Source organism: Pseudoalteromonas sp. ABE4_541, assembly GCF_056312285.1.
Genome location: NZ_JBSVEM010000013.1, coordinates 21,640 through 48,331, shown reverse-complemented (window position 1 = coordinate 48,331; position 26,692 = coordinate 21,640). Strand labels below are relative to the sequence as shown.

Annotated in this window: 23 protein-coding genes; 11 read left to right on the top strand and 12 right to left on the bottom strand. The window is 40.1% G+C overall.

Annotated elements, in window-relative coordinates; genetic code table 11:
- The first annotated feature begins 117 nt into the window (after window positions 1–117).
- Window positions 118–753: a glutathione S-transferase family protein gene (locus tag ACW689_RS13465; protein ID WP_476292182.1), complete on the top strand. Its 636-nt coding sequence runs from the start codon at window positions 118–120 to the stop codon at window positions 751–753.
- Window positions 754–808: 55 nt separating this feature from the next.
- On the opposite strand, the gene ACW689_RS13460 is transcribed toward ACW689_RS13465, so the two are convergent.
- From ACW689_RS13460 to ACW689_RS13450, 3 genes are all read right to left on the bottom strand, one after another.
- A complete protein-coding gene (locus ACW689_RS13460; RefSeq protein ID WP_476292180.1) occupies window positions 809–1,267 on the bottom strand; it encodes a DMT family transporter in 459 nt (152 codons plus the stop codon).
- Window position 1,268: 1 nt separating this feature from the next.
- Window positions 1,269–1,910: a nitroreductase family protein gene (locus ACW689_RS13455; RefSeq protein WP_476292178.1), complete on the bottom strand. Its 642-nt coding sequence runs from the start codon at window positions 1,908–1,910 to the stop codon at window positions 1,269–1,271.
- Between the two features lie 79 nt (window positions 1,911–1,989).
- Window positions 1,990–2,580: a Crp/Fnr family transcriptional regulator gene (locus ACW689_RS13450; protein ID WP_476292176.1), complete on the bottom strand. Its 591-nt coding sequence runs from the start codon at window positions 2,578–2,580 to the stop codon at window positions 1,990–1,992.
- 61 nt (window positions 2,581–2,641) lie between these two features.
- Here ACW689_RS13450 and zapE point away from each other — a divergent pair, with 61 nt between their 5' ends.
- From zapE to ACW689_RS13430, 4 genes are all read left to right on the top strand, one after another.
- Window positions 2,642–3,760 carry a cell division protein ZapE gene (zapE, locus tag ACW689_RS13445; protein ID WP_476292174.1) on the top strand — a complete coding sequence of 373 codons (1,119 nt, stop codon included), beginning with the start codon at window positions 2,642–2,644 and terminating at the stop codon, window positions 3,758–3,760.
- A gap of 289 nt (window positions 3,761–4,049) precedes the next feature.
- Window positions 4,050–5,984 (top strand): S41 family peptidase, encoded by a 1,935-nt coding sequence (locus ACW689_RS13440; RefSeq protein ID WP_476292172.1) that lies wholly within the window; start codon window positions 4,050–4,052, stop codon window positions 5,982–5,984.
- 316 nt (window positions 5,985–6,300) lie between these two features.
- Complete coding sequence (locus tag ACW689_RS13435; protein ID WP_476292170.1) at window positions 6,301–7,206, top strand: hypothetical protein; 906 nt, start codon at window positions 6,301–6,303, stop codon at window positions 7,204–7,206.
- Window positions 7,203–7,940 carry a polysaccharide deacetylase family protein gene (locus tag ACW689_RS13430; protein WP_476292168.1) on the top strand — a complete coding sequence of 246 codons (738 nt, stop codon included), beginning with the start codon at window positions 7,203–7,205 and terminating at the stop codon, window positions 7,938–7,940. The genes ACW689_RS13435 and ACW689_RS13430 overlap by 4 nt, the downstream gene beginning before the upstream one ends.
- A 60-nt stretch (window positions 7,941–8,000) precedes the next feature.
- Here ACW689_RS13430 and ACW689_RS13425 read toward each other — a convergent pair whose 3' ends face one another.
- Complete coding sequence (locus ACW689_RS13425; RefSeq protein WP_476292166.1) at window positions 8,001–9,629, bottom strand: collagenase; 1,629 nt, start codon at window positions 9,627–9,629, stop codon at window positions 8,001–8,003.
- A gap of 284 nt (window positions 9,630–9,913) precedes the next feature.
- Here ACW689_RS13425 and ACW689_RS13420 point away from each other — a divergent pair, with 284 nt between their 5' ends.
- Together ACW689_RS13420 and ACW689_RS13415 are read left to right on the top strand one after the other, a co-directional pair.
- Window positions 9,914–10,390 (top strand): LabA-like NYN domain-containing protein, encoded by a 477-nt coding sequence (locus ACW689_RS13420; RefSeq protein ID WP_476292164.1) that lies wholly within the window; start codon window positions 9,914–9,916, stop codon window positions 10,388–10,390.
- A gap of 94 nt (window positions 10,391–10,484) precedes the next feature.
- On the top strand, window positions 10,485–10,880 hold the full coding sequence (locus tag ACW689_RS13415; RefSeq protein ID WP_476292162.1) for a hypothetical protein: 396 nt from the start codon (window positions 10,485–10,487) through the stop codon (window positions 10,878–10,880).
- A gap of 147 nt (window positions 10,881–11,027) precedes the next feature.
- Here the strand turns inward: ACW689_RS13415 and ACW689_RS13410 are convergent, their stop codons facing one another.
- On the bottom strand, window positions 11,028–12,431 hold the full coding sequence (locus tag ACW689_RS13410) for a YfcC family protein (protein WP_476292160.1): 1,404 nt from the start codon (window positions 12,429–12,431) through the stop codon (window positions 11,028–11,030).
- Between the two features lie 498 nt (window positions 12,432–12,929).
- Here ACW689_RS13410 and ACW689_RS13405 point away from each other — a divergent pair, with 498 nt between their 5' ends.
- On the top strand, window positions 12,930–13,304 hold the full coding sequence (locus ACW689_RS13405) for a hypothetical protein (protein WP_476292158.1): 375 nt from the start codon (window positions 12,930–12,932) through the stop codon (window positions 13,302–13,304).
- 212 nt (window positions 13,305–13,516) lie between these two features.
- Here the strand turns inward: ACW689_RS13405 and ACW689_RS13400 are convergent, their stop codons facing one another.
- Window positions 13,517–14,959, bottom strand: a complete 1,443-nt coding sequence (locus ACW689_RS13400; protein WP_476292156.1) for a M12 family metallo-peptidase — start codon at window positions 14,957–14,959, stop codon at window positions 13,517–13,519.
- Between the two features lie 904 nt (window positions 14,960–15,863).
- On the opposite strand from ACW689_RS13400, the gene ACW689_RS13395 reads away from it, so the two are divergent.
- On the top strand, window positions 15,864–16,349 hold the full coding sequence (locus tag ACW689_RS13395) for a hypothetical protein (protein WP_476292154.1): 486 nt from the start codon (window positions 15,864–15,866) through the stop codon (window positions 16,347–16,349).
- Between the two features lie 241 nt (window positions 16,350–16,590).
- On the opposite strand, the gene ACW689_RS13390 is transcribed toward ACW689_RS13395, so the two are convergent.
- Window positions 16,591–17,784, bottom strand: coding sequence for an acyltransferase family protein (locus ACW689_RS13390; protein ID WP_476292152.1), 1,194 nt, complete (start codon window positions 17,782–17,784; stop codon window positions 16,591–16,593).
- A gap of 429 nt (window positions 17,785–18,213) precedes the next feature.
- Between ACW689_RS13390 and ACW689_RS13385 the strand changes: the two genes are divergently transcribed.
- Window positions 18,214–19,056 carry a hypothetical protein gene (locus ACW689_RS13385; RefSeq protein WP_476292150.1) on the top strand — a complete coding sequence of 281 codons (843 nt, stop codon included), beginning with the start codon at window positions 18,214–18,216 and terminating at the stop codon, window positions 19,054–19,056.
- Between the two features lie 70 nt (window positions 19,057–19,126).
- Here ACW689_RS13385 and ACW689_RS13380 read toward each other — a convergent pair whose 3' ends face one another.
- Both ACW689_RS13380 and dapA read right to left on the bottom strand, forming a co-directional pair.
- Window positions 19,127–20,425 (bottom strand): DEAD/DEAH box helicase, encoded by a 1,299-nt coding sequence (locus ACW689_RS13380; protein ID WP_476292148.1) that lies wholly within the window; start codon window positions 20,423–20,425, stop codon window positions 19,127–19,129.
- Between the two features lie 58 nt (window positions 20,426–20,483).
- Complete coding sequence (gene dapA, locus ACW689_RS13375) at window positions 20,484–21,398, bottom strand: 4-hydroxy-tetrahydrodipicolinate synthase (RefSeq protein WP_476292146.1); 915 nt, start codon at window positions 21,396–21,398, stop codon at window positions 20,484–20,486.
- A gap of 544 nt (window positions 21,399–21,942) precedes the next feature.
- On the opposite strand from dapA, the gene ACW689_RS13370 reads away from it, so the two are divergent.
- Window positions 21,943–22,599 carry a DUF6058 family natural product biosynthesis protein gene (locus tag ACW689_RS13370; protein WP_476292144.1) on the top strand — a complete coding sequence of 219 codons (657 nt, stop codon included), beginning with the start codon at window positions 21,943–21,945 and terminating at the stop codon, window positions 22,597–22,599.
- A gap of 72 nt (window positions 22,600–22,671) precedes the next feature.
- On the opposite strand, the gene ACW689_RS13365 is transcribed toward ACW689_RS13370, so the two are convergent.
- Genes ACW689_RS13365 through ACW689_RS13355 form a run of 3 tightly spaced genes read right to left on the bottom strand, consistent with a single transcriptional unit; the run spans window position 22,672 to window position 26,686 of the window.
- On the bottom strand, window positions 22,672–23,541 hold the full coding sequence (locus ACW689_RS13365) for an NAD(P)H-binding protein (RefSeq protein WP_476292142.1): 870 nt from the start codon (window positions 23,539–23,541) through the stop codon (window positions 22,672–22,674).
- An 8-nt stretch (window positions 23,542–23,549) separates the two neighbouring features.
- Complete coding sequence (locus ACW689_RS13360) at window positions 23,550–24,059, bottom strand: nuclear transport factor 2 family protein (protein ID WP_476292140.1); 510 nt, start codon at window positions 24,057–24,059, stop codon at window positions 23,550–23,552.
- Window positions 24,060–24,067: 8 nt separating this feature from the next.
- On the bottom strand, window positions 24,068–26,686 hold the full coding sequence (locus tag ACW689_RS13355; protein WP_476292138.1) for an efflux RND transporter permease subunit: 2,619 nt from the start codon (window positions 26,684–26,686) through the stop codon (window positions 24,068–24,070).
- Window positions 26,687–26,692 lie beyond the last annotated feature (6 nt).

The window sequence follows — 26,692 nt, the reverse complement described above, 5'->3', positions numbered from 1 at the left end:
ATAAAAAACCAAATTTGATTTGTTAAAAGGCGAATGCTCACCTACAGTTCAGTAGAACTCGCCAAAAAAGGAGCTTAGGTTTCTCACGAAACATTATTTTTATCATTAAGGTATTTTATGTACACGCTGTTTTATTACCCTCGTAATGCGAGCCTCGCGCCGCACTTTGTATTGAAAGCACTCAACGTTCCCTTCCAGCTTGAACTTGTAGACCGCACCAAAGTTGCCCACAAATCAGCACAATATCTCAAAATTAACCCAACAGGCCGAATACCAACCTTGGTTGATGATGACTTTGTGCTATTCGAAAGTGCAGCCATATGCCTCTATTTAAGTGAAAAGCATCCACAAGGCAATTTGATCCCCTCCGAGCAAAAAGCTAAGGCCGAATTCTATCAATGGCTAATGTATCTGACTACGACTGTGCAGAATGAGTTGATGGTTTATTACTACCCAGAACGCCATACTCAAAGCGCCATTATGTATGACGACATTGTCAATACGCAGCAATCTCGTATCAGCGAGTGTTTAGAGATCCTTAATCATCACATTGGCGACAAAACCTATATGGTGAACGAGCAGTTCTCTGTAGTGGATTGTTATATGTTCATGTTGTGCATCTGGGCTGATGAACTTAAAAAGCCACCTCTTAGCTTTGCTAACTTAAGACGCTACTTGTCAGAACTTGCTAAACATCCAGCAATAAAAGCAGTGTGTGAAGCTGAAGAAACGGATTTAAGCGCATATAAATAGGACGATACAAGCTCCATGGGGCGTAATGTGATGTACCCCATGGATAGATACACATTCATTTTAAAATACTTTGAAAGTCTTTATTAATCAATACAATACCTGCTACAAGTGCTAATATACCAAATACTTTTTGGGTCGAAATACTTACTTGAGGGACATTAAACCAGCCAAAGTGTGCAATGAGCATCGCCATCAATATTTGCCCGCTTAAAACAAAAGACATCAAACTACCAATACCCATTTTGGGTATAAGAAAATAGCATAAGCCCACACCAACCGCACTGAGCACGCCGCCCAGACCCCATAAATACCATGGCACAGACGCTATCATTTGTGAGTTTGGCAAAGACTTCCCCATTGTCGCTAAAGCGATAAGAGAATAACTTGCACTAAAGAAAAATGCACACACCGTCGCAAGTATTGGGTTATTGAGCAAACTGCCAAGTTGTGCATTCATACTTGCTTGCAATGCGATTGCCGCACCGGCACACACAGACAATAAGGCAAATAACATATCAGTTTACCTCCATAACAAGCTCTCCTAAGGTAAGACGAACTTTGTTGTTCTTTGCTATGGCATCACCAGCCTCTCTGTAACCTATCGGACACGCAATCACTGTTTTGAGCTGCTTTTCCTTTAAACCAAGTATTTCATCGTACTTATGATGCTCAATCCCCCCCACTGGGCACGTATCCACTTTATAACTCGCAGCACTTATCAATAACGTACCAAGTGCGACATAAGCTTGTTGGCTTGCCCATTGATAGCGCTCGGTTTCACTCAAATGTAACAATGACGCTCGAATGGTTTGCGCCATCGCTGCCAGCTTGGACTGTTCTAAATTGTTTGCAAGCTTCATTCGCTGAATATAGTTGTCGATTTGCAAGCCAATATTTTCCATGTTCGCCGCAATGACCAAAAGATGACTATTTTCGGCTATTTTTCGTTGATTGTAGCTGGCTCCAACCAGCTGCTCCTTTAAGCCTTGCTTATTTACCACTAGTATCTTATAGGGTTGAATACCATAAGATGAAGCACTCAGTCGCGTTGCATGTAACAACTGTTCTAATACATTGCTCTGAACTTTTTCAGAGGAAAATCGGCGTACTGCGTAACGCCAATTTAGTAGTTTTTCTATGTTTGTCGCATTGTGCATCTTGTCTCTCCAACGGCTTGTCCATTTGCTAAGGAGAGTACGCTACTCGATATTGAGGCTCATTTACCTATGTAAATAATCACTGATTTTTTAAGGTATGCCTGATCCGACTTAACTGTGTTGCACTCACGCCCAAGTGTGATGCCAAGTGATATTGAGGTATCACTTTAGCAAGTTCTTGATGCTGCTCAAGAAACAATAGGTATCTTTGCGTTGCATCTTGTTGTATCAAACATATCTCACGGTGATCTTTTTCCAACAACCAGTTTTTTTCTAAGTATTTAATCTGAAATCGCATTAATTCAGCATTATCAAAAAGTAATTGCCTGAACTGTTTAAAGTTAATCAATACAGCAACTGTATCTTGAAGGCATTGTACGCCCTGCTCAACACTTTGCTGCTGGTGCAAAGCACTCATTATTCCTGGGAATTCACCCGCTTTGAAAAATCGCTTGTTATATTCTTGACCATTGTGATCGCTTGCAAAAAGTCGAACTAACCCTGAGTGAATAAACGCGAATGTGCTCGGCAACTCAAAAAATGGATACAAATACTCATCTTTTTTGAAATGGACAATTTGAAATAACGGTACCAGCTGTGCCCATGTTAAATCAGATATTTCACTGTAGCTTTGAATAACCTCTCTGAGCTGCTGAAGTGGTGTATTCATATTTTCCTCATTCCTTATTTGAAAAGCAAAATAGTCGCATGTTTTTACGCTTTATGCTGTAATGCGTTCATTTGTAAAAACCTGTGTAATGCGCCAATACTATCAGCAAAAACTTAACTCTCAACAACTTACAAAAGATCCTGCGCAACTCGAAGCAGTTTTAATGCTAGATGCTCTACAACATGCTATCGAAGCGGGCAACACGCCACAAAGTATCTATCTGTATGGGCCTGTTGGGCGTGGTAAAACAATGTTGATGGATATGTTTTACAACACGCTTAATTCAAATTCGAAACAACGCCTTCATTTTCATCATTTTATGCAACAAGTGCATCAAGAAATGAACCATATTCAGGGGAAACCAAACCCTTTGAGCCTCATCGCAAAGAGCTGGTCAAAAAACGTAAAAGTGCTCTGTTTTGATGAGTTTTTTGTGACAGACATTGGCGATGCAATGATAATGGCTCGCTTATTTGAACAATTATTTATCGAAGGCGTTGTTTTAGTTGCGACCTCCAATTGTCACCCACAAGCCCTCTACCATAATGGATTACAACGTGACCGCTTTTTACCTACGATCGCACTTTTGGAAAAGCAATGCAAAATAGTCAATATTTCAGGTGAATACGACCACAGATTTGCACATGGGTTTAATACCACCCACTACTATCAAAACAACAAAATAGCCTTTAATAAAAAATTTGCTTACGCAGGAGGAAGTTTTGGCACTGCGCCGATAACCCTATGCCGACGTGAAATAACGCTAGTTGGTATTGGACAAAAGGTCGCCATGTTTGACTTTATGGCTATATGCTCAGCACCTCGAGCAACAGCGGACTATATGGAACTTGCCAACAAGTTTAGCGCTTTGTTTATTGCCAATATTCCACAAATGGGCAAACACGCTTTGAACGACAACACAGCGCAAGGCATTGAAGATGGATACCAACGAACAAAAAATGACGATATTAGCTATGAGTTAGATGATCAAGCCCGACGATTTATTGCCTTGGTTGATGAGTGTTACGAAAGGAAGTGCCTGATCGTCATAAATGCACAAGTTGACTTAACTTCACTTTATGTTGGCAAAAAGCTCGCATTTGAGTTTGAACGAACAAAAAGTCGACTTGTAGAAATGCAAAATTGGTCGTTATCTTTTAGCGCAGCCTCTCCACCATGAAAAACAAAAGACCAAACCATTAATTTACATTTGTTTACACTACAAGTTAACAGCTACAACACCTCTTATTCATAGAACGGAAAAACCGAAAAAACACACACATCAAAAAAATTAAACCATTGTTTTAAAATGAAATAAAAAAAAGAAACAGTGAATGACTACAAAAACACAAATGTTACAAAAAAGAATCGTTTAAAACATTGCTATCACATTTTTATTTAACCCGTATTGCTTTTAGGTAAAAATGTAATTAAAAATAATGGTAACTACAATAAAAAAGGTCAGAACCATGTTAAAAAAGACAGCGTTGACAATTATGTTGGCTCTTGGATGTTCATCAGCAGCACAAGCACAAATTTCATACTTGCAAGATACAAGAGACGCACTTGTATTTCCTGATTACACATACGATGAAAAAGTAGTTGTAGCTGAGCAGGCCAAGCTATTGCTAGACGGTTTATATGTCCACAAGTATGCAAAAAATCTTTACTACGGAATTTCCCCAACAGGCCATTTAGACCCAGTAGATGCGATTAATTCTGTCATCGATGAGTTGGGTTCTCTTTCGTCTGAAGAGTTTCATAAAAAGATTCAAAAAATCTTTCTTTCACAACGAGATCTTCATTTAAACTATAACTACCCAGCTCCATTATCAAACTACATCTCGTTTGTACCATTTAAATTCGCACAAACAATTGCTGAAGATGGCTCGGTTGAAGTTCGTGTAAACGATATTTGGAGTCGCTTCTTAGCGCTGATACCTGAAGGTGACAAGATTGCGCTGGGCGATAAAGTAGTCTCTTACAATGGCAGAGACATAGATGAAGTTGTAAAAGATAACTTTGAAAATGGTGCTGGCGCTAACCCTGATGGTGGCTATGTTCGTGCACTAGAAGTATTAAGCTTAAGATCACACTCATCTTCTCTGGTACCTCAAAGCAATGAGCTAACTCTGTCTTTAGAGTCTCACGAAACTGGAGAGGTGTATAATGTCACATTACCTTGGCTTGTATATAATAGTGCGCCAAGCGCAGCCAGTGAACAGAATCAAGCAAATATATACGCACAGAGCACCAACGATGTTTTTGCTCGAATTCAAGCGCTTGAAGCTGAAGCTGATATTGACGATAACTTTGCACTAGCACAAAACCCAACTTTTGAACCAACAATTACTTGGAACAAAGTAAATGTTGATGGCCAATCGGTTGGTTACATTCGCATTGCATCATTTATTCCGCAAACAGGGACGGAAGGTGCAATCAACGCTGTAGTACAAACATTAGATAACCAACTAAGCGACACCGACGCATTAGTCATTGATGTACGTGATAACCCAGGCGGCAACATCCTGTATGCTGATGCATTGATGCAACTATTTGCACCACAAAAAGCAACACCAACACGTTTTAGACTAACCAATACGCCGTTAAATCAATACATGATGCTTGAAAATCAGTTTGGCATGTACTTTGATGAACATTGGAGAAAGGTAGTAAGTGATGCTGCAGATACTAACGCGCAATACACCGCAACCACTACATTTGTTACTAAAGACGAGAACAACCAAGTAGGCCAAGCTTACTATAAACCTGTTGGTGTTTGGTCGAACGCAAAAACCTATTCTTCGGGTGATGTTTTCACATGTGGTATGCAAGATAATGGTTTTGCAACTATCTTTGGTCAACACAAACGTACAGGTGCAGGTGGTGCAAACGTACTAGAGCAAGATGTTTTCGCAACTTATGTTGGCGCTCCTTTCGAAAAGCTACCTCACGGACAAGGTATGCGAGTTTCTTGGCGTCAGATGGTTCGTCATGGTCATAACGTAAACAGCCTTATCGAAGACTATGGTTGTGTTGCTGACCAAGTTATTAGCTACGACTTACAAGATATATTAAACGGTGATGGTGAAGATTTTGCGACCATTTCAAAAGCCTTGCTTAGCCAAAGAACCAAGCCGGCAAGCGTAAGCTTTGAGCAACCTCGCCACGTCGCTCTTGCTGATATCAACAATACTTTTACGGTGAAAATTAAAAACACTGAATTGGTTGACGTGTACGTTAATGACCAGAAAATTGATAGAGTTGCAGTTTACGCATATGGTCAAACAGCAACGACCCTCGACTTTGTTATTCCTGAAGGTGTGACTTCTGGCTCAGTCAAATTTGTAGGTTTAGATAGTGGTAAAACACCACTTTGGAACAGTAAGCGCTATTTCTACTAATCCAAGCGTTTTTTAATGAAGAAGGTAGCGGGCGAATTTAGCTCGCTACCTGTATTCAAACAAGTCAATTATTTCTATAAAGCACTTCATTCACACCTTTCCTGTGACAAATAAAAAGCCGTATTTTCATAATCTAAGACATCAAAAACTGTTTTACAAATAGCCTACACTTTCTTACTTATTCCAAATAGTTTTGTACAGACATCCACTCTACAATTCCGCCATTGTATTTGACGTCAAAGTTAATCAATTTAATTTTTTCATTAATTTGCCAAAAAAGTGAGCTCATTTTTTGGGTGAAAAGGAAGCTAGTAGTATGAAGAATCTCGCGCAAACAAACTGGCAATGTCAGCTACGTAAAGTTTTGCTTTATGTCGCATATGGAGATGACCTGCTCTATTACCTAGGCGTAAAAGCCAGTATTTTATCTATCTTAAATCATTGCAATTGTGACAATCAGCCGGAAATCGTCGTAGTCAGTGAAAAGCCAGAACTGTTCAGTAACTATCCTATTAAACATATTACCATTACGAAAAAGCTAAAACATGCGTGGAGCTTACAAGGTAAATACCATTACCGGATTAAAAATCGTGCGTTAGCGCATACAATTGACCACCTAGATTTAGATGTAAATGACAAAATACTCGCTCTAGATACTGATACCTATTTCACTGAAAACATCAATGTGTTGTTTGACAAAATAACAGCCAGTCAATCACTTATGTTCTTAGATGAAGGGCCGCTGACAAAGAAAAACTTTACTGAATATCGCCAATCATATGGTGCACCAATAACGTTAAAAAACGGACAAATCTATACGCTTTCTCACGAGCAACATATGTGGGGGTCGTTAATGGTCGGAATTACCGCAGGCCAGCGGGCGCTCATAGATAAAGCAGATGACCTGTTGATCGCACTACATTTACATGCTCCAGAAGTCAGAACTGTCGAACAATTTGCTATGGCGCAGGTACTTGAAACTCATGGCAGCCTTCTTGAAGGCAAGAATTGGGTTCACCATTACTCACATAAAGGAAGAAAGTCATTTGCACAAGCAAACATTAACACGTTTTTCAACAAATACGCACATTATGGCTTCGATATACAATTACAACGTTATCCTGAATTACGCCTAAGAAGAACCATCACTGCTTTTGTTAAAGAAAAGTTTTATAAGATAACACAATCAAATTGCCCTAACTCAGCCGTAAAAACAATATGATGCAACCAATACCAATTTTGATGTACCACAGTCTCGCTGTAAAAAAGAAAGGTACTGTTTTACGTAGTATCCATGTTCCGCCACAACGCTTTGAAAACCACATGCAAATGCTTAGGTTACTTGGGTATAAAGCGCTCAGTATGAAAGACCTTACGCCATATTTAAAAGGCGAAAAGCTGGGAAAAGTCGTCGGGCTTACGTTTGACGATGGCTATTTAAACAATCTGACACATGGCGCTAAAATATTAAATAGACTTGGCTTTAGTTCAACGCTTTACGTGGTGAGTGATCTCATTGGTCAGCACAATAAATGGGATGAGCATAAAAATATAGAGGCCAACCCATTAATGAATGAATCTCAAATTAAACAATGGCTTAACTTAGGCCAAGATATAGGTGCGCATACCAAAAACCATGTACACTTAAATACACTGAGCGATACTGAGGCGACTGAAGAAATTATTGGCAGTAAAAAAGATCTTGAGAATAAATTTCAAACACCTGTTAGTGATTTTTGCTATCCATACGGTCACTTTACGCAAAACAATGTTGAGCAGGTAAAAATGGCTGGGTTCGAAACCGCAACGACGACAATCAGAGGTCGAGCCAACTATCAAACCCAATCCGATTTATATATGTTACCTCGTGTGTTTATTCCTTACCACACTTGGCCTCTACGCTTTTATCAAAAAAGCTTCACGGCCTATGAAGATAAAAGAGCACATAAATCTTAACCGCCAATCAGCTAGCGCTGCACTTAAAATTTGCGCAGCGCTTTTTATGTCCCTCTTGAGCTAAAAATAATGGCGATGTAATTCGGTTAACTTCAAGTGTGGTGGCTGTAGGTAGCTGCGATACAAGTAACGATATTCTTTACGGATCTTTGGTTCCGATGTGTCACTTGGCTTATCTGCGTTAGTCATTATTTCACTGAGGAACATAGCAAACTCCTGCTCATAATCCTTTGAAATTTCTTGCAGTTTGGTCTCATAACCTGAAAAAAAGTCTGATTTAAGCGCATACTGTAACTCACGAAGCTCATCTAATTTATGTTCAGATAAAAATCGCATCGCTAGGTACGACCACTGGTATATCAACTTTGAGCCTTGTCCATATTTAGTCTCGAAAATATCCTCTAAACTTGGCCACTCTGCCCGCTCTGTCTCGTTAAGCACTTTCATTGCCCGCGAATTTTCATTCCCTTTTGCAACCAACTCAGCGAGGCCTTCACTCCACCAAACAAGTTTGTCAGGAAAATGTCCGAATCCGCCATATTTGTTAAAGCGACCATCTAGATAATGTACATACTCGTGATTTAAGTTCCAAACCTTAAACTTATCGTCAGTCCAAAACGCCTGAAAGCTGAAAAATGATGCTTGGTTATTTGGATCGCTGGGTGTCCCCTCAATGTACATGCCACCATTGTTTGTATTGATATCGAAAAGTAGCTGACCGTAGCGGTTGTAATCACTATAGTTATCAAAAATAACTACCTGTAAAGCTTTATTATTATCATTTGCAACACTTTTCATTTGGGTGTTAAACAAGCTATGAAAATCACTTTCTTGAGAAATCAAACGGTTGCAGCTATATGCTAGTTGCTCATCATCAAGTGATGTTGCTCGGATCCAAAGTCTGTCAGAGCACGCGTGTTTAATAGGCAATACTTTATCGATATCATGACTCATACAGCGCTCGGGGGTATTGTGCTCACATTCGCTTTTACCACGAAAACTATTCACTAAATATAGATCGGAATAGCCCTGCTTGGCCTGTCGCCCCGATTTTGCTGGTAGGCTTTGTAATTTTTGCCAAACCAGATTGTCTAGTTCAGTTTGTTGCTTTTCATCCAAAAGCTGACTAATGTAACCAAGCGCCCAAAGTGCATGTTCTCGTCGCCAAGTCGCATAGCTCAACTCATTCACAAGTGAATTAACAACCTTTGCTTGAGCGGCAAAATCTGACTTCAATTGTTCATTTGAGCGTGCTGCAAATGCGACAAAACCGATCGCTCTGAATAGCTCCCATCTAGCATAGTCATATTCAGTACCTTGTTCGCTCTTCAACTCAGTGAGCAAACTTTCAATATGACTTAAATGGATTGGCCAACGGTCTAACTGTTTTTCTTTACGTAAAAAGCGATAGACAAGCACCGAATAGTTTTCAATAAATCTCGCATTTGCGTTTGCTGGTCGAGGTTTACCCACCAGCATTAACAAGGCTGACGAAAGCGATTTATATTCTTGTACTTCAAGCAATGAAGTATCTCCAAAGTAACTAAAGCCTCTTAGCCCATATAGCAACTCATTCACTTGGGCCCAGTTGGTCTTTTTTCTCTTTGCTTGATAGTGGATGTATTCAACAGCACGCTTATAGTTATCAAGTGATACGTTGTGTTGCCACCAGTTATTTACTTTAGGCATGGTAATCGTATTTCCATGTATCGAGCTACTTTGGCATGCTACGAGCCCTAAAACGAAAATTGGCATTAATATTATTGTTCTTTTCATATTTTTTTGGCCAAAAGGCACACTCCTCGATTTTTATTTTTGCATACAATATACATTAATATGGCTTATATCAACTTTTTGCCGATATGCTAAGCCTTATCTAAATCAGTAAACACAAAATATATGGTTTAAGTGAACCGACTAAGTTAACCTCAACTTCGGATAAGATAACCACATAGGTTTTATTGGGAACGAATGTGAAAAAAATAGCGCTCTTTGTTGATGTTCAAAACATTTATTACACCTGCAAACATTCGTTTGGACGTAACTTTGACTACAATGCATTCTGGCGCGAAATTCAGCAAAGCTGCCATATCGAACATGCTTTCGCGTATGCAACGTATCGCGGAGATGACAAACAAACTCAGTTTCAAAACATTCTTCGTGCAATTGGTTTTGAAGTTAAATTAAAACCCTACATTCAAAGACAAGACGGCTCTAAAAAAGGCGATTGGGATGTAGGAATTACCATAGATATGATGGAAACGGCTAAAACGGTTGACGAAGTAGTGCTGCTTTCCGGCGATGGAGACTTTGCTCTATTACTCACACATTTGCGTAACCACTATAGTGTATCCAGTCACGTATACGGCGCAGAAAAACTAACATCGCAGCAACTTATTGAAAGTTGCGATAAGTTTATAGCAATTAATGATAATTTATTGCTGCCGTAATAAAAAATACACGCTCCAAGCTGTTAACTTTATAGGAAAAAGTGTTAACATATCCCTTTGATAATAATAACTTCAATATAAAGGATATTGCCTTATGAAAAATACGCTGTTGTCATTAGCACTCTTAGCAGGTGTTTCAGCGCCTGCATACGCAGTAAATGATGTCTATGGTACGGTTGATGAATTAATTTTACGTTCTGAAGCGGCTTCGGATGACCATCAAATTTACTTTCGTATGAAAGTACACAAAGAAAGTGCCACATATGCCTCTTGTATATCAGATACAGACTCATTAACTTGGTATTTAGACTTATCATCGCCAGTAGCAAAGCTTCAATATGAGCTATTACTTAATGCTTACAAAGAACAGCTACCACTGCGAATTGTTGGCAAAGATGATGTATGTAAAGGTGGCACTACTGATTCAGACAATGTTTATGAAATCAGTCCTTGGAATTGGCAAGTAGTCGAGCAAAAGCCAAGCAAATAATATGAATAACCTCAGCTGCGAATAAGGGTTTTAATTGAGATCTTGCCATCCCTTCAACATCCAATGATGATATTTGGCTTATTTGCAACTAAGGTTAAATAGGCAGCTATTAGGTATAGCTGCCTATTCATTCACTCTCGTTCGTTTTTATAAGCTAGGTTGAACATCCAAACCATAACCAAACATAACGGCTAGCACTAGCACGACACTCGCAGCGGCCATGAGCTTAGCCATTAACGGCACACAAAATTTAAACCAATGCGTATAAGGCACACCCGCCATACCAATGATCCCCATCAGTACCGCGTTGGTTGGTACTATCATATTAGAAAACCCGTCGCCAAATTGATAAGCCAAAACAGCCACTTGACGAGGTACCCCCACTAAGTCACCGACTGGCACCATAAGCGGCATGGTCACATATGCTTGGCCTGAGCCCGAAGGAATGAATAAATTTAAAAACGTTTGGATAAACAACATGCCAACAGCTGAAACTTCTGCTGCAACATACGACAGTGGCGTTGAAAGGGCATTCACTATGGTGTGAAGGATTTGTCCATCTTCTAAAATCAAAGCGATCCCCCGAGCCACACCAATCAAAATTGCCGTAGTGACAAGCTCTGCAACACCATCAATAAACTTGTGTGCAGCTTCATCTGCGCTTAATTTGCCCAAGATAGCAATTAAAATACCCCAAGATATAAACAAACCGCCAAGCTCATAAAGGTACCAATGCTGTGTTGCGATGCCCCAAACAGCCACAACTAAGGTCACCAGAAATGAAAACAGAATAGTTTGATGGCGTTTGTTCAATGCTGGATAATTCGGCTGTGCTTGACCCGACAATGGACAAGGCACACCTTTCATAATTGAAAGGTCAGGATTCGCTTGCACTCGCTTAGTGTAGCTCCACACATGATGGAAACCAATTAACACAAACGGAATGAAAATAGCTAATCGCAACCAAATACCTGAATAAACAGGGATCTCAGCAATCTGTTGAGCAATTAAAACGGTGAATGGGTTGAAAGCCGACACACCATAACCAATGCCATAGCCCGCAATGATCATGCCGACAGCGGTCATCGCATCCAGTCTCATCGCTTTACAAAGTGCAACCAAAATAAGTACAAACGGGATGTATTCACCCGCAATACCAATTGAACTCGACGCCATGGCGAAACAAAATACCACCATAAAAATAAGCTTTTGCGGCTTATCACCGTGCTTCTCAAGAAGTCGACCAATCAAGGCATCTACCGTACCCGTTGCTCGAGCAATTGATAGTACCCCACCAACAATGAGCACAAAAAATATAACATCCTGTGCAGCTGCAAATGCACGCGGTATTGCTTTAAGCAAGTCCCACGGCGTAAGCATCACGGTATCTTGGGCGACATGATACGTCCCCGCTAACACCATTTGGCGGCCAGATTCCGTGGTCGCTGTATCAAAAAAGCCTTGCGGTACAATCCAAGTCGCCACCAAAGCGACCACCATCATCCCCAACAACAAAATTAAGGTATGAGGAACTTTCAATGTCTTTGCCATGAAAGTACAACTCCGTTTAATAAAAATAAAATTTGCCGCATCTTACCGATATTCGGCGCAGAATTCATCACTTTTGCTTTGAACTACATAACGAACCGGTCAACTGGCTGCCCTTTTTGTATGACGAGTTACTTCGGCATCATTATTACTTTCGAGTTCACACGAGAGTCATATGCTTTTCTTTAATCGTACGACTGTTTATTTTTTTGCACACACCAGAGGTGCTACGAAATAGACAAAAATATACAAAGACACAACCAGATAAAATACAAATTTGCTCCCAGGTTATTCACTCTAACTTCGTTTGCTCTTGTACTCCCGAACTTATCACTGATAACACTCGTACACATTTTGCAACATCATTTATACAAAGGTTCATTGTATAGCAGGAAGTATAAATAACTCAGGTGTATATTGAAGCGTGCTCATGTACTTAATGTGCAAGTAGCGAAATAACACTCAAATTTAAGGAAAAATGATGATGAAAAGGCTACTACCATGTATTTTTTTGCTACGACGAGCTCCGCTGCTTTGGCACAAAACACAGGCAGCGCAGTTTTGCCTCATTACACCTTCCAAGGTAATGAAGCATCAAACACCTTCATCTATCTAACCAATACGACCGATGCAATGCTTGAAGTAGAGATCTCGGTCAAACCAGACGTCGGTGGCGTATTTTATGATGATGGTAATATCATCGGCGGCAACATAGAGATTTGGAACACACTATTTGCTAGTGAACCAACTTCCGGTCCTGGTCCATCAGCAAAACTCACCATGCGTGGACAAGGTACTTCTATCATCAAATTGCAACCGGTTGGTGTGAATAATGGGCAAAATGGCACAGTAACTATTAGCTGGACATCTAATTAGAATGTGCCAAATGCGATGTTTGCCCACGCTCGCGTGGTACGTAAACAAGGTACATCAATGGAAAGTAGCTATTCTGTGCCAGTTAACGCAGGTCAAGCATTTTAAAGTTCTAAAAACAAAGTGGAGCACGGCTGTGCTCCACCATTATAGGCTCACGAGAAAAAACCTCTGAGTTTGCCTGTATTTTTACTGAGTATCATAAAGCCTTGGTTTTAGCGGCAGTTGGTTAGTTGCTGCCAAACCTGCTTCCATTCACTTTTTGAACTCGCAGTGCTTGGATTGTCGTTATAACTCCACCAATTTGCTCGATAAAGCATGCCATCTTTTACAACTTCGGCGCCTTTTTGGTATGCATTGTGTAATTGCCAAGGGTTGAACTGCTCACAATCAGCGCCTGCGCTCAAGTTAGTGAGTAGTGGTGCCCATTCGTTATGCTGACGCGCATTATCATGTTCATCCGCAGTACCAATATATTTTCCGTTGAATTCTTTACGCGGTGTAGAAAAGAAATTAATCCTTGGACACTCTTTTGGCCCTCCAGCTGATGTTACACAACTGTACGACATAATCGTTCTAAATGACCAGTCTTGTGCATCATAATAGCCATGCGCATATTGAGCTCTAAATGGTACTTCTGCAGTCGCTTCCCAATTGTGTTCCGCTCCAAACAAATGACCCATTTCATGAGGAAGTGTATTGCCAGACAAGCAGTGGATGTTTGTCACCGCCATTGACTGGTCTCTTAGTTCAGCACCAATAACTTGAGCAACGCCACAATACCCCTCACGTAGGTCGGTGAAAAGCATATCCATATCTGAGCCGTATTTTTCGCTTTGTTTTAGTTCCTCGTCCATTTCACTTCTTTCCCAAACATAATCATCATCAGGGAATAAGAGCTTTAATTTGTTTAAATTTTCTCCTTCACTCAACCAAAAGTCAACCGCCGAATACAAAGGGTTAAATTCGTCGTAATCAACCCCTGTGACATTCGCAATTTCAACTGAAACGTTTATGCCGCTATTTTTATATGCTTGGTTTGTACGATCTATATAAAATTCAAGATATTCTTTTGGATCAGCACCGATGCCTTCTAAAAACTTAGCCACATCATTTGTGTAATATAGTGATAGACGTAAGGTGCGAGTTTGTGAGCTAGATATAGCGCTTGTTCGGCTTAAACGTGAAGGTAGTGATACTGATCCGAAACTCCTGCTTGGGTGTTTCATTAGTTCTTGTTCTGCCTCTTCGCTCAAACCTAGCGGACGCTTCACTTCCATGACCACGAGCTTGTCTTTCACACTAATTATTTTAAACTCACCGCTTGGTGTTGTGATATAGCCTTGTAAGTTCCCTTTGCGAGATACACTCAAAGAACCTTGCACGTCACCTTGAGTATCTCGTAGATAAAGTGAGCCAGAGGTTTCTTTTACTTCATTCGAATCAAACTCTAACGTGTAGAAAACATTACCAGGCAACTCAACTGAATATTCTACCGTTTGCAGGTGTAACTCTGCCGCTGGGTTGCTTTGCACAAGGTATTGAACAGTCTGTTTACCCGAAAGTAACCCAACTATTTTTTCAATATCATTATCCGCCAGAGCAGGTTGTGTAAAACAAAGGCTTGAACACAGTGCGGCTAGTACTCTTTTTTTCATTTTAGTTTCCTTCTGTTGTATTTGGTTATCAAGTTCCCAATAAAGGAAACTACCCCATCAAAAGGCAACGGTCAAACTATTAAAAATCACAGGAAAAACATTATTCACTTCAATAAAATAAAAAACGTGTTTTCTTTGTATCTCTCGAAATAGCAAGGCATTAAAACAAAATCGATGTTAAATCAATTAAAAAATCAAAATAATAAGGGAAAACTAAATACCAGAACGACAATATTACTAGACTTGCGCGCAAACCTAACTAAATGAATATAAATATCTTGAGATTAAAAATGCGTTTAAGCATTTAACTCAGGGTGAGAGCATACTTCGTTAACGACCATTAACCGAAGATAAGCTCTGCCCTGTATCCGAAACCTACTGTAAGTATTTTCCTAAGGGAGTTACATGAAAAGCCACCTAAAATTGGCGTACATAAGGTGTAGTGGTCAACACTTTAATAATTTATAATCAGCGCATACTGTAAAAGTCACCTTTGAGATTGGCGATAGATGTCCAGATAATTGTTACGCAACACCTGTCTATGTAAGCGGTGACAACGTCATGTATGAAAGCTAGGCGTAATAAAGCTAAATGTTGGACTCAAGATAACTCACCTGACCTAAATAGCCCTTCGAAACTCACTGATTCTTGTAACTCACTACGTAAGCAGTTTTCACATAGACGCCAGTATTAACTCTATATGCTGGCCGCTTAAAGTAATTTTTTAATAATTGACCTAACCAAAGCTCCCTTACAATTTCCTATACATCAAATAGTGTAATAATATTGGGGACAAAGTACACAGCCTTATAAAATAAAAGGCTGTGTACTTGATACATAGTCGCTCTCTTGAGCTTTAGCATACAAATATTGTTTTTTGATAATGACAGTTATAAGGAAAAATATGAAAGCACTTATCACAAGTTTAATTCTCGGCGTAACAAGCGCATCTACACTAGCAATGGATTATGGTTTCGCAGTTCTACCCCATTACACTTTCTCTGATAACAACAACTCCAGTACCACACTTTACCTAACCAATAATAGCTCTCAATCACTTGAGCTAGAAATATACTTACATACAGATTCAGGCAACCTTTTGACTGACGATGGCAATGATTTGACCGGAAACATTAAATCTTGGGATGCTTTATCTGCTGTGGAGGCAACACAACCTTTTGGCCCATCTATTAAGTTGAGCATAAAAGCATATAGCACAGCGAAAGTTAAGCTAAAATCTTCAGAAGACAGTTCTGATTATACTGGCTACGGGAAACTTAACTGGTTTGCAAGGGATGTTACAGGCATAAGAGCGTTAGTTGCACATGCAAAAGTTACTTTAAATGAAGGTACTTCGTCAGAAAACAGTTACTCTGTTCACATTAACTAGTCATTAATGTTAATAAAAAGGCGTGGTGCTAAATGATGCCACGCATGTTGATATCATCACTAATTAAATCAATCTGCAATTCGTCCCAGATATTTCTACATCATAATAATGGTGCCACTACACTTTCACCGCTTAGCCTTAGTAGTGCACGTATTATCTGAATTCGAATGTCAGTGAACTATAAAACAAACGAATGGTATGAACGGCAACTAAATCATATCCGTTCATACCATTTTTATATTTAAACTGATTTACTGATAGAAGCTGGCTGACTAGTTTGTAACTTACTTATGTGTTTCCTACCATTTAAAAACATACCTAACCAAGTTTTTCTAACTAACAATTGGTAGCTTATCAGACCAACAAACAAGGTTATCAATGTGCTAATTACAAACTTTACTAAAGCTGGCAGCTCTAAGTTAATCAATGGCATTTGAATATAAATCAAGAGCGGAACATGGATTAAATAAATCCAGTAAGATGCATCTGAAATATAACGACTTAATGCACTTTCTTTGTTAAGAAATCTTGATCCTACTAAAAACATTAATCCAGTCCACGCTATGATCGAAAGCGTTTGCAGCATGCTTAGAACATAATGTGCAGCCCCTTCTGGCTCGAACTGCCCATGAATCGCAGCTTTCGTTACCGCCTCAATTGAGGGCGGGCTTGGCATTAAAAAGAGATAAAAACCAAAAGAGGCAATCGCGATAACTGCTAATGGTAAGATATATTTCTCAGCACGACTTATTTTTTCTCTGGCTTCATACAACCCGGCTCCAATAATGTATAAGCAGCCATAAAAGCCAAAAGACCAAACCTGTGGAATAAGTTTATCTGGCGGGGGAAAGGGAATTGACTGAAAGCTTAGTGAAAAAAATATGAGCAGCGGCAGAAGTACGCAAAAAAATAGCGGTGTCACGACAAAACTCAGTATTTTTTCATATAATTTGGGAGCTTTACTCAGCACCCAAAGTACGATGCAAAACTGCATCAAGTTCCATAAAAACCACAAATGCATGGTGCTTATTTTTGGTTCTTCTACTTCTTGCAGCACGCTAAAAATAGCTGGTAAAGGCTCTGCGAACGTAGCCCCCCATGTTAACCCGTGAATAAATGCCAGTATGCTTAATGGATAGAACACAATAAAAGGGAGTAATACGCGCTTGGTTCTATTCACAATAAACCCTTTGCTCGCGTATTTCGCTATAAGTAAAGCACTACAAAAACCAGCAATCACAAAAAACAACGGCATTCGAAATACATGAAGCCACATGGTTAAGTAGTCAAATAAAGGCGATGTTTTAGGATCTGCAGTAAACCAAATGTTATGATAGTAAGGCCCGTATGCGAGCGCAGCGTGAAATACAATTCCCAGTAGTAAAGCTATACTCCTGAGATTATCAATAAAATGAAACCGTTGACGTGCTTCCATAATTAACTACCCTGTTGTTATTTTAGCCACATTGTAACTAAAATATAACCAAGACTCTATTAAAAGCTCACACTATCTTTGTATTAAGGCGGCCCTACTTTTTAATAATTAAGAGTACTTTTGAACTTCTGACTTCCCTCTGGCTTACAAGACAAATTTTTACCTACAGTTACTTTTCTAATGGAACTCTTCATTAAATTAATTCAGTCACTCTAAGCTCTCAAAATCTCAGCACCTTAAACGAGTTCGCTGCTCTAATGTCTTTACCCCTTAATGTTGCGAGTAAGCAACAACACCGCAAGCGTCTCACCGACACACACAACTTTAACATATTGTTTTTAAATAATTAATTTGACCCAGGCTTTAGAGTAAATATACTACACCCCGCATAGAAGGACTATGCGCTGTATAATTTATAAAAGGAAAAACATGCTTAAAAAAGCACTAATTGCCACGTCATTACTTTTCACTGTATCAACGTTCGCAGCAACTGAAACACGAAGCTTAACACCTGTCGTAAAAGGTAACTTTCCACTTGCAATATCAGAATCTCAAGCGAATGGTTATGATATAAAAAATAAAAATATTGGCTACCTTGCCGACTTTGCTAAAGCTTATGTCGATATTTCTAAATATTTTACGAGCATTGACTCAGTATGTTTTGAAGTTGATACATCGTATTCTGGTCAAGGAATGACGCCAGGTGATGCTGGCGTGAGGCTGTATAGTTACTTTGTTTATAGCGATACATTTAGAGGGGATAATGGTCACGGAGGCGGAGCTAATTCGTTAGCTAACCCAACCTATAGCCAATGTTTTAGCGAAAGTGAAGGCTTTGCAAAAAGCTTTATACGCGAGGGTAAAATTGCCTTCACGCCATTCACTACTGACTCAAGCGTTAAAATTAGCGATGTGCGCGTTTCTATAACCGGTGAATCGAAAATCAGAGGCGAATTGCTTACGGTGAATACCAAAACACACGTATTAGGTACGCAAGTAGGTGAGCCGTTAAAGCATGCAGTTAATGCAAATACCACATATGCGCTAGAAATCTTTGATAACGCTGCAAAGTATAATGCTGCAGGTAATACTTACCGCTCCGTGGGCGTAAGTTACATTAACCAGCAAAATGATGCGGTAATAGCGGCCATTTCACCCAACGCGCCAACCTTTGTAACAACACAAGGCGAACTCTCATTATTTGTTGTTGGTGATGACACAACCAGCGAAGGTGAAATTATCATTAACGTTAAACAAGTAAACATCGACTAATACTAAGAAAGCGGCTATTCCAGCCGCTTTCTTACCTGAATTTAACGAGCTTATTTAGCCTCAACTGAGATTACTTATCCAAACCCAGCTTTTTGCCCTTAATTTGCTTACGCACATTCGCAATACGCGCTCGGTTTTTAGCTCTTGCTTCACCGCTTGCTTGGTTGCTTGGACGATTACTACGTGGCTGGCGACGCTGGTGTGATGGCTTGTTGGTTAGCTTTTTGATGAGCGTATCACGACTGCTCACTTCATAGCCCGGTAAGTAATAGCGCTTGATCTGTTGCTCGATCAACTGCTCAATATGTACTAGCACTTGTTCTTCTTCACGAGATACAAAAGAAATCGCTTGGCCCGAGTTACCTGCCCGGCCCGTACGACCAATACGGTGTACGTAATCTTCGGCCAAATAAGGCAAATCAAAGTTAACAACACGAGGTAAGCCTTCAATGTCAATTCCGCGTGCTGCTACTTCCGTTGCGACAAGTACACGGTACTTCCCTTCTTTAAACTCGCGTAAAGCTCTGCGACGTGCGCCTTGTTTTTTATCTCCATGGCATACAATCGCAGGAATGCCGTCGAGATTCAGTTCTTCCACCAGCTCGTCAGCTACATCTTTCATGTTGACGAATACCAACACTTGCTGCCAGTTCTTCTTACCGATCAGCTCCGACAATAACTCGCGTTTACGCGATTGCTCAACTGGGTATACAACATGGCGAACGGTTTCTGCCGTGGTGTTTTCTGGCGTCACTTGTACGTATTTTGGATGACGTAGCACCTTACTCGCAAACTGTTTCATCGTTGGCGGGAAAGTGGCCGAAAACAATAATAACTGGCGCTCGTCATCTACAAGGTCAATGACCTGCTGCATGTCACCAATAAAGCCCATATCAAGCATACGGTCAGCTTCATCCAGAACAAGATGTGTGACTTTTGCTAGGCTCAAGTTACCGAGGCGAATATGATCCAGTAAACGGCCAGGTGTTGCCACAACAATATCAGCGCCATCGCTTAGTTGTTGTGCTTGCCCTTCGGCACTGACACCACCAAACAGCGCAACCGTTTTAAGCTCTGTGTGTTTACTAAAAGCGGTGCAGTTTTGCGCGATTTGCTCGGCTAGCTCACGCGTTGGTGCAACTATTAAGGCTCTAGGGCTGTCAATTGACTCCCCTTCTATCAACTTTTGGATGATCGGTAGTGCAAATGCAGCGGTTTTACCGGTGCCAGTTTGCGCCGTTGCCAAAACATCGTGACCTTTACGCACAACAGGAATAGCGGTTTGTTGTATTGGGGTTAGGGTGTGAAAATTAAGTTCGTCTAATGCTTGTAACAGCAAAGGAGAAAAGCTAAAAGATTTAAAATTCATGGTAAAAACCTACGGCCAATACATTAAGGGCCGCAGATTATACGTTATTTGTGCTGACCTAACAAAGTTTTAGTAATGTTTCGTCAATTAGCACTGCTTTACTACCAACGATATCGGTTTCATTGAGTTCATTAATAAGGTCAATACCACGTGCTTGTTGTGCTTTGCTAAGAGGTACATAAGGTAAGCGGAACACAGGTTTTACCGCACCTGTCATGATCAATGCGCTATTAATGGCAATTGGGTTCGGCTCACAAAAAAGCCACTGCATCAGTGGTTGTAGTTGGGTATTTAGCTCGTTATTTTCTTTGTCCATCAACTGGCGGAATAAACCTGGCACAAGGTTTGATGTCACGGAAATAACACCATGAGACTGGAAGCAGTGACGGCTATCATGTGCCTCATCATCATTACCAGACCAACATGCAATCCCCTTCGATTCATAATGCGCAATACGCTCATTACCCGCACACTCTTTTACACCAATAAAGTTTTTATGCTGTGCAAGCGGCTCAATAACATCTGGTGTTAAGTCTTGCCCTGTACGACCAGGTACATTGTAAATAAATGCCGGTCCAATTTCTAATACTCGCTCAAAGTGTGTTTTAACGCCCTCAACCGATGTTCTGCCATAGTAAGGGTTAATTTGCAGCGCAGCATCCATACCCGATGCAAAGCCATATTCAGTTGCTTTCATGGCTTCGCGTGTGTTGTTGCTCCCTGTGTTACCAACAATAACTAATCTATCTGAAAATTTGTTCACACTATGGGCAATCAACATAAGGTGCTCTTCCCAATTCATGAGCTGCCCTTCACCTGTGGTGCCACCCACAATAATCCCATCAACACCCGCTTCAATTTGGGCCTCAACTAACGCATCGTATGTTGCCAGATCAATTTCACCAGCCATTGTGTAAGGGGTTTTTATTGCAGTAATTAAACTTGCTTGTTTTATGGTTTGGATTGTTCGCATCTTGCTCTTACTTTGGGGTTACAGAGTTTGCGCATTGTTTTACCATAATTAGCGGTATTATCCGAGTGCTAGCGCTATTAAATTTTTAAATTACAAGCTATTTAGGGCATGTTGTTCTTTACGGTGTGTTTTTACAGCAGTCATTCGGGTACTTTTGGCAAAGCAGAGTCTGATCGTATCGTTATTCTATGTAAATCAGGCGATAACCCTCTGTTGCTGATTTTATTATTGGAGTGCTTTGAAGGCATTTGCCGACACAACACACAACACACAACACACAACACACAACACACAACACACAAGCAATTCAAGGCATATTGAATACAACATTCAAGTTTATTTTTTGTTTCTACCTTACTTTGCTCGTCGGATATAATCTTTAACCTTTAAATAAACAGACCACATGCTTATCTAGCTGAAACATATCTTTGTCTTTTGCTTAATTCCTCATCGCGCTGTTATGCCTTAACCATCAATATTTTTCTTGTAAAAAATGAGAACATGATTCAAAATACAAGCACTGTATATTTAACCAGTACCACTTATGAGTTTGCTTAATTATCTAAATACATATTTCTATCGCACAGAAGAGCTTTGCCATGCACTAAAAATAGAGAGCGGACAGCTTGATGAGTGGCAACAAATCGGGTTATTTCCAAAACCAAGTTACAGCATTCAAAATCAAATCAAGTGCAGTTCTTTTTTGGGACTTTATGAATGTGAAGAATTCACTGACTATTACCCTAGAGGATGTGTGCAATGGGGGTTAGATTTACTTAAGCATAAAATCTCAAGTTCAGCACAAGCGTTTGAATTGTTTTATCAGCAATACTTACATGCATTAAGTAAATGCCAGCAGCAAGGTTACCTGTGCCAGGATGAACGCTTTAGTGAAGATATTACAGAGCAAGTACAAAGTGCTTGGCAACAGTATCTATGCAGTAAATATGGAGTGGTAAGCCAAAATGGTTTGATTGAAGAGTTGGTACATATTGAACTAGGCAGAGCGATTGTCGATGAAATAACAGAAGAGCGTAATGCTGCGAGTATTACAACTGAGCAAAGACCAGTTTTATTACAAACACTAAAGCTGCTTAATCGCGCTTTTAGCCACAGTGCTCAACATGAGCGAAGTCATTCTTTGCGCGAGCGATATATTGATTCCCTAGTCACCAAATACGATTTGTCACTCAAGTCATAGATGTTAGGTCAAATGCTCATTTCTAAATATGACTTATAGAGCAAATACGGGGTGTATTTGCTCATATTGATACTACCCTAAGCACTGTAAGACATAGTTAAGATATCTGTCGATAAACACTTCAAAACTATTCGGCTTTCTTCCCACTATACGTTCAAAATCAGTTGTAGGCATGAAATTTGTGCCATTACGGGTAAATTTGGTCATGTCTGCGTAGTACTGAGCGCCTTGCGCGTGCTGTCCATTTGCGACCATTAAATTAACATATTCTTGTGGCGTTAATTGCGTATAAACAAACTTGTTAGCATTATATGGTACGAGCACTTGGTTAAACTTATCTACAGCTTGAGAAAAGCTCATCGCCTCAGGACCTGTGATTGAATATATTTGCTGTTCTGGTAGATCCGGTTGTGTCATTAATGCTGCTGCAAAGCTCGCGACATCATAAATATCGATAAAACTGACTTTGCCATCTCCACCTGGAAAAATAAACTCTCTCCTTTGCAGGTGAAAAAGAAAATTTTGCATAAACCAGTCTGGGTAAATAATAGAGTAATTCAATGAGGACTGTTGAATTCTCTGTTCATATTGCCCATGCAACCGCACAAATTCGACGTCAGAGTTCACATCAGCAAGGGCTGATAAAACAATAAAGCGTTCAACCTTTGCAGCCTCCGCACAGCGGATAAAGGTATCTAATTGCTCCAAAAAGCCTGTATTCTCATTTGTAACCAAATAAACACTTTTAACACCAACCAATGCCTTTTCAATACTCGACTTATCAGCAAAGTCTCCAATGGCAGTCTCATATTGATTGTTAGCCAGCACTGTTTGCGCTTTGTACTGATTACGAACAAAAACTCTTGGTTTAATGCCCTGCTTATTCAATTCGGATACAACCAAAGAACCTGTGTTCCCTGTCGCGCCTGTCACTAAATACATATTATTCCTTAATCTCCACTCACCTTGGACGTTATATGATGTTCTAAACGTTTCCCTGCATCTTCAATAAAACCAGGAATATGTTGATAGCTCACCATTCGGTCAAAATAATCGCGCCTTGTCACTATCAAACCTTGTTTATCAAGCTGCAATTCAGAGACCATTTCATACACATACTCTTCGTCCTGTTTGCCTTGAAAGTAGATATATGAAGTCCAAAAAACGACTAAGTTATTTTCGTCTCTTATCACTTTATTAACTGTGGTCTTATTGATACCAATCACGTCTAACATTTGTCTAAAATAAGAGACCAGACTTTCCTTTCCAGCAACTTGAGCTTCAGGGTCTGAAAAGTAAACGTTGTCATTGTAAAACTGAGCAAAACGGTCCATTTTTTTCGCATCTAGCTCTCCGAGTGCAAGCGATAGCTCACTAGGCGTAAATGCTTTTATTTGAGATGCGTGGCCGAAGCCACACATCAAAAATAAAATTACAAAGATAGTAAATTTTATTTTCATAGTAAGGTTTAAGCCCTATTCAAGCTCATTGAAACATCGCCAGTTGCCTTTGATGCCTCAGCACTGAAGAACCAAGGAGCAAACAAAGTAACAATGAACAATGTCATGATGCCACTGATAAATAGAGATAAACCAACCAATGTACCTAAATCTACTAATGGTTTAAAGTCTGAGAACAGTAAAGCCACAAAGCCGATACTAAATACAAACACGTTCGCCATAATCGCTCTACCAGACACTAAAATAGCTGACTCTAGCGCTTCGTCGATTGCTACGCCCCGCTCCAACTCAACCTTAATCCTTAGTAAGTAGTGTACTGAGTAGTCAACAATACCCAATACTAGGAATGAAATGATAGCTGTACCGATATTTAGCTCAATTCCAAAGATAGCCATTAGCGCGAAGTAAACGATAACAGTACTGATCAGTGGTAAAGTACCGGCAACACCAAGTTTGATTGATCTTAACCACAAGCTCATTACAGCAACTACAGTAGCAAATGCTAGGAATACGCTTAGAGTTTGGCTGGTAATAAGTGCATCTAGCACGGCAGTCCAAATAATTGGTGTACCTGCAAGTTTAATTGAATAGCCTTCAGGTGTATTCTCTGCGAGCCATGGCTCTAAAGCATCTAAGAACTGCTGATAATCACTTGCAACCGTTGTACCTAGGGTATACAGGATCATCGTTTTAGAGAAGTCGTTGTTGTAAACGTTATTGATGTCAGTACCACCACTGTTTTCATACATAAGTACAGATTGGCGGATCAAATCTTCACCAGATACTGAATCACGGATCACTTCGCCATCTTCGTCTGTATATTCTAAAATTTCTACTTTTTCAGGCAGACGGTCATATGATGGGTCAAAATCATTCAAAGTGTAGTAGATACGACGCACATAACGTGCTGCTGAATAACTGAATGACACCTTTTCTTGTTCGTGGATAAACTTCTCTAGTTTATCAACAAACATCAGCGCATCATGTGTCATCGCACCGTTAGCACTGCCTGTGTCAATCTCTATCCAACCTGGGCTTGTGCCCGCAATATTATTGTTGATGAAGTCATCAGCGATACGGAACATGCTATCTTGTGCAAAGTATCCGCTACCCATATCGTCAACTTCAACGTGAGATGCGGTATAAGCTGCACCAATCATGAATACTGCAAATACGAAAGTAAAACGTGTACGGTGCTTCATTACTGGTTTCAAGCCACCAATCAATACGCGGCTGATCCAGTACTTTTGAGCAATCTTTTTATCATCAACTACGTTCTCTTTTGTCGCTACAACTTTACCTTTAAATAAAGCCAGTACCGCTGGGATTAATAGTAATGAAATGATCAATGCTGCAAACATACCAAATGAAATCAATAAACCGAAGTTACGTAAACTCTGAATTGCAGTAGACGTTGAAATCATAAAAGTAAAACATGTTGTCAATGTAGTAAGAATAACTGGAGACGCCATTAATATCATAGCGCGTCTCATCGCCAAGGCTCTTTCTTTGGTCACTTTTTTCTGGTGATAGTACTCAGCCATAACGTGAATTGCGTCTGATGAACAAATTGTGATCAAAAACACAGGTAAGATCGCGGTTATAATATCCATCGGGAAATTAGCCAGCGCCATGATACCCAGCGTCCAGATTGTACACAGTATAACGTTGAGTAGTGGCAATACCACACCCAAAATTGTTCTGAAGAATAGTGCTAATACAACCGCTATTAGTAACAATACGATTGGCAGTAATAAGCCAAAGTCATGATCAATTACCTGCTTTTGCGCAGCAAAGAATACAGGAACACCACCTACATACATTTCATCTTTGAACTCAGGATGTGCAGTTTGATAATCAGCAACCATCTGCTTGTAAGCTTCATAAGCACGAACTTGACCATAGGCATCATCTTCTAACAAGCTAAGCTCAACCACTAATAATGCGATTGTGCCTTCTTCATTAACAAAACCATGCTCCATCAACTCGTTGTTCATGATCGCATCTTTAACAATTTTAGGGTCTAGGTCGTAATTGTTAACTGTCTTTTGCGCAAATAAAGTACCGTATTCGTCTAAGAAAACGTTCTCTGTTGCAGCCATACCTGCCATTTCACGTACTGGGTCCAAACGTTCAGCAACTGTTTTTAGGAACTTTCGGTCCTGAAACGCCACGCCCCAATTGGCTGACTCTCGATATAACTCACGTGCAATCTCACCGTCGCTCTGCGTCAATCCACCTTCTAACATCTGATTGATACCATCAACAAGTGGCTGTACACCTTGATTAGCATCAGCAATGTACTGCAGCCATTCAACATCAGTCTCATCAACAAACATGATGCCTTTTGACTTTTCGGTTAACTCATAGATGGCGTTTAATGTTTGCGTATTGAATACTCCTTCCTTGTTATAAAATGCAACGAGGATTGAGTCATAAGTTCCTGTGAATTCATCACGCATTTCATAAATTGCTGAACGCGCTGGGTGCGTTTCAGGTAAGAAGTACGGGTTGTTGTCTTCACTCAGGCCGCCAATTGATACGAACAAATAGTAAGTCAAGCCTGCCAACGCTGCTAGGATTAGCAGTGGGTACTTGAAAACGAAATTTAAATATTTCTCCATCATATCTTA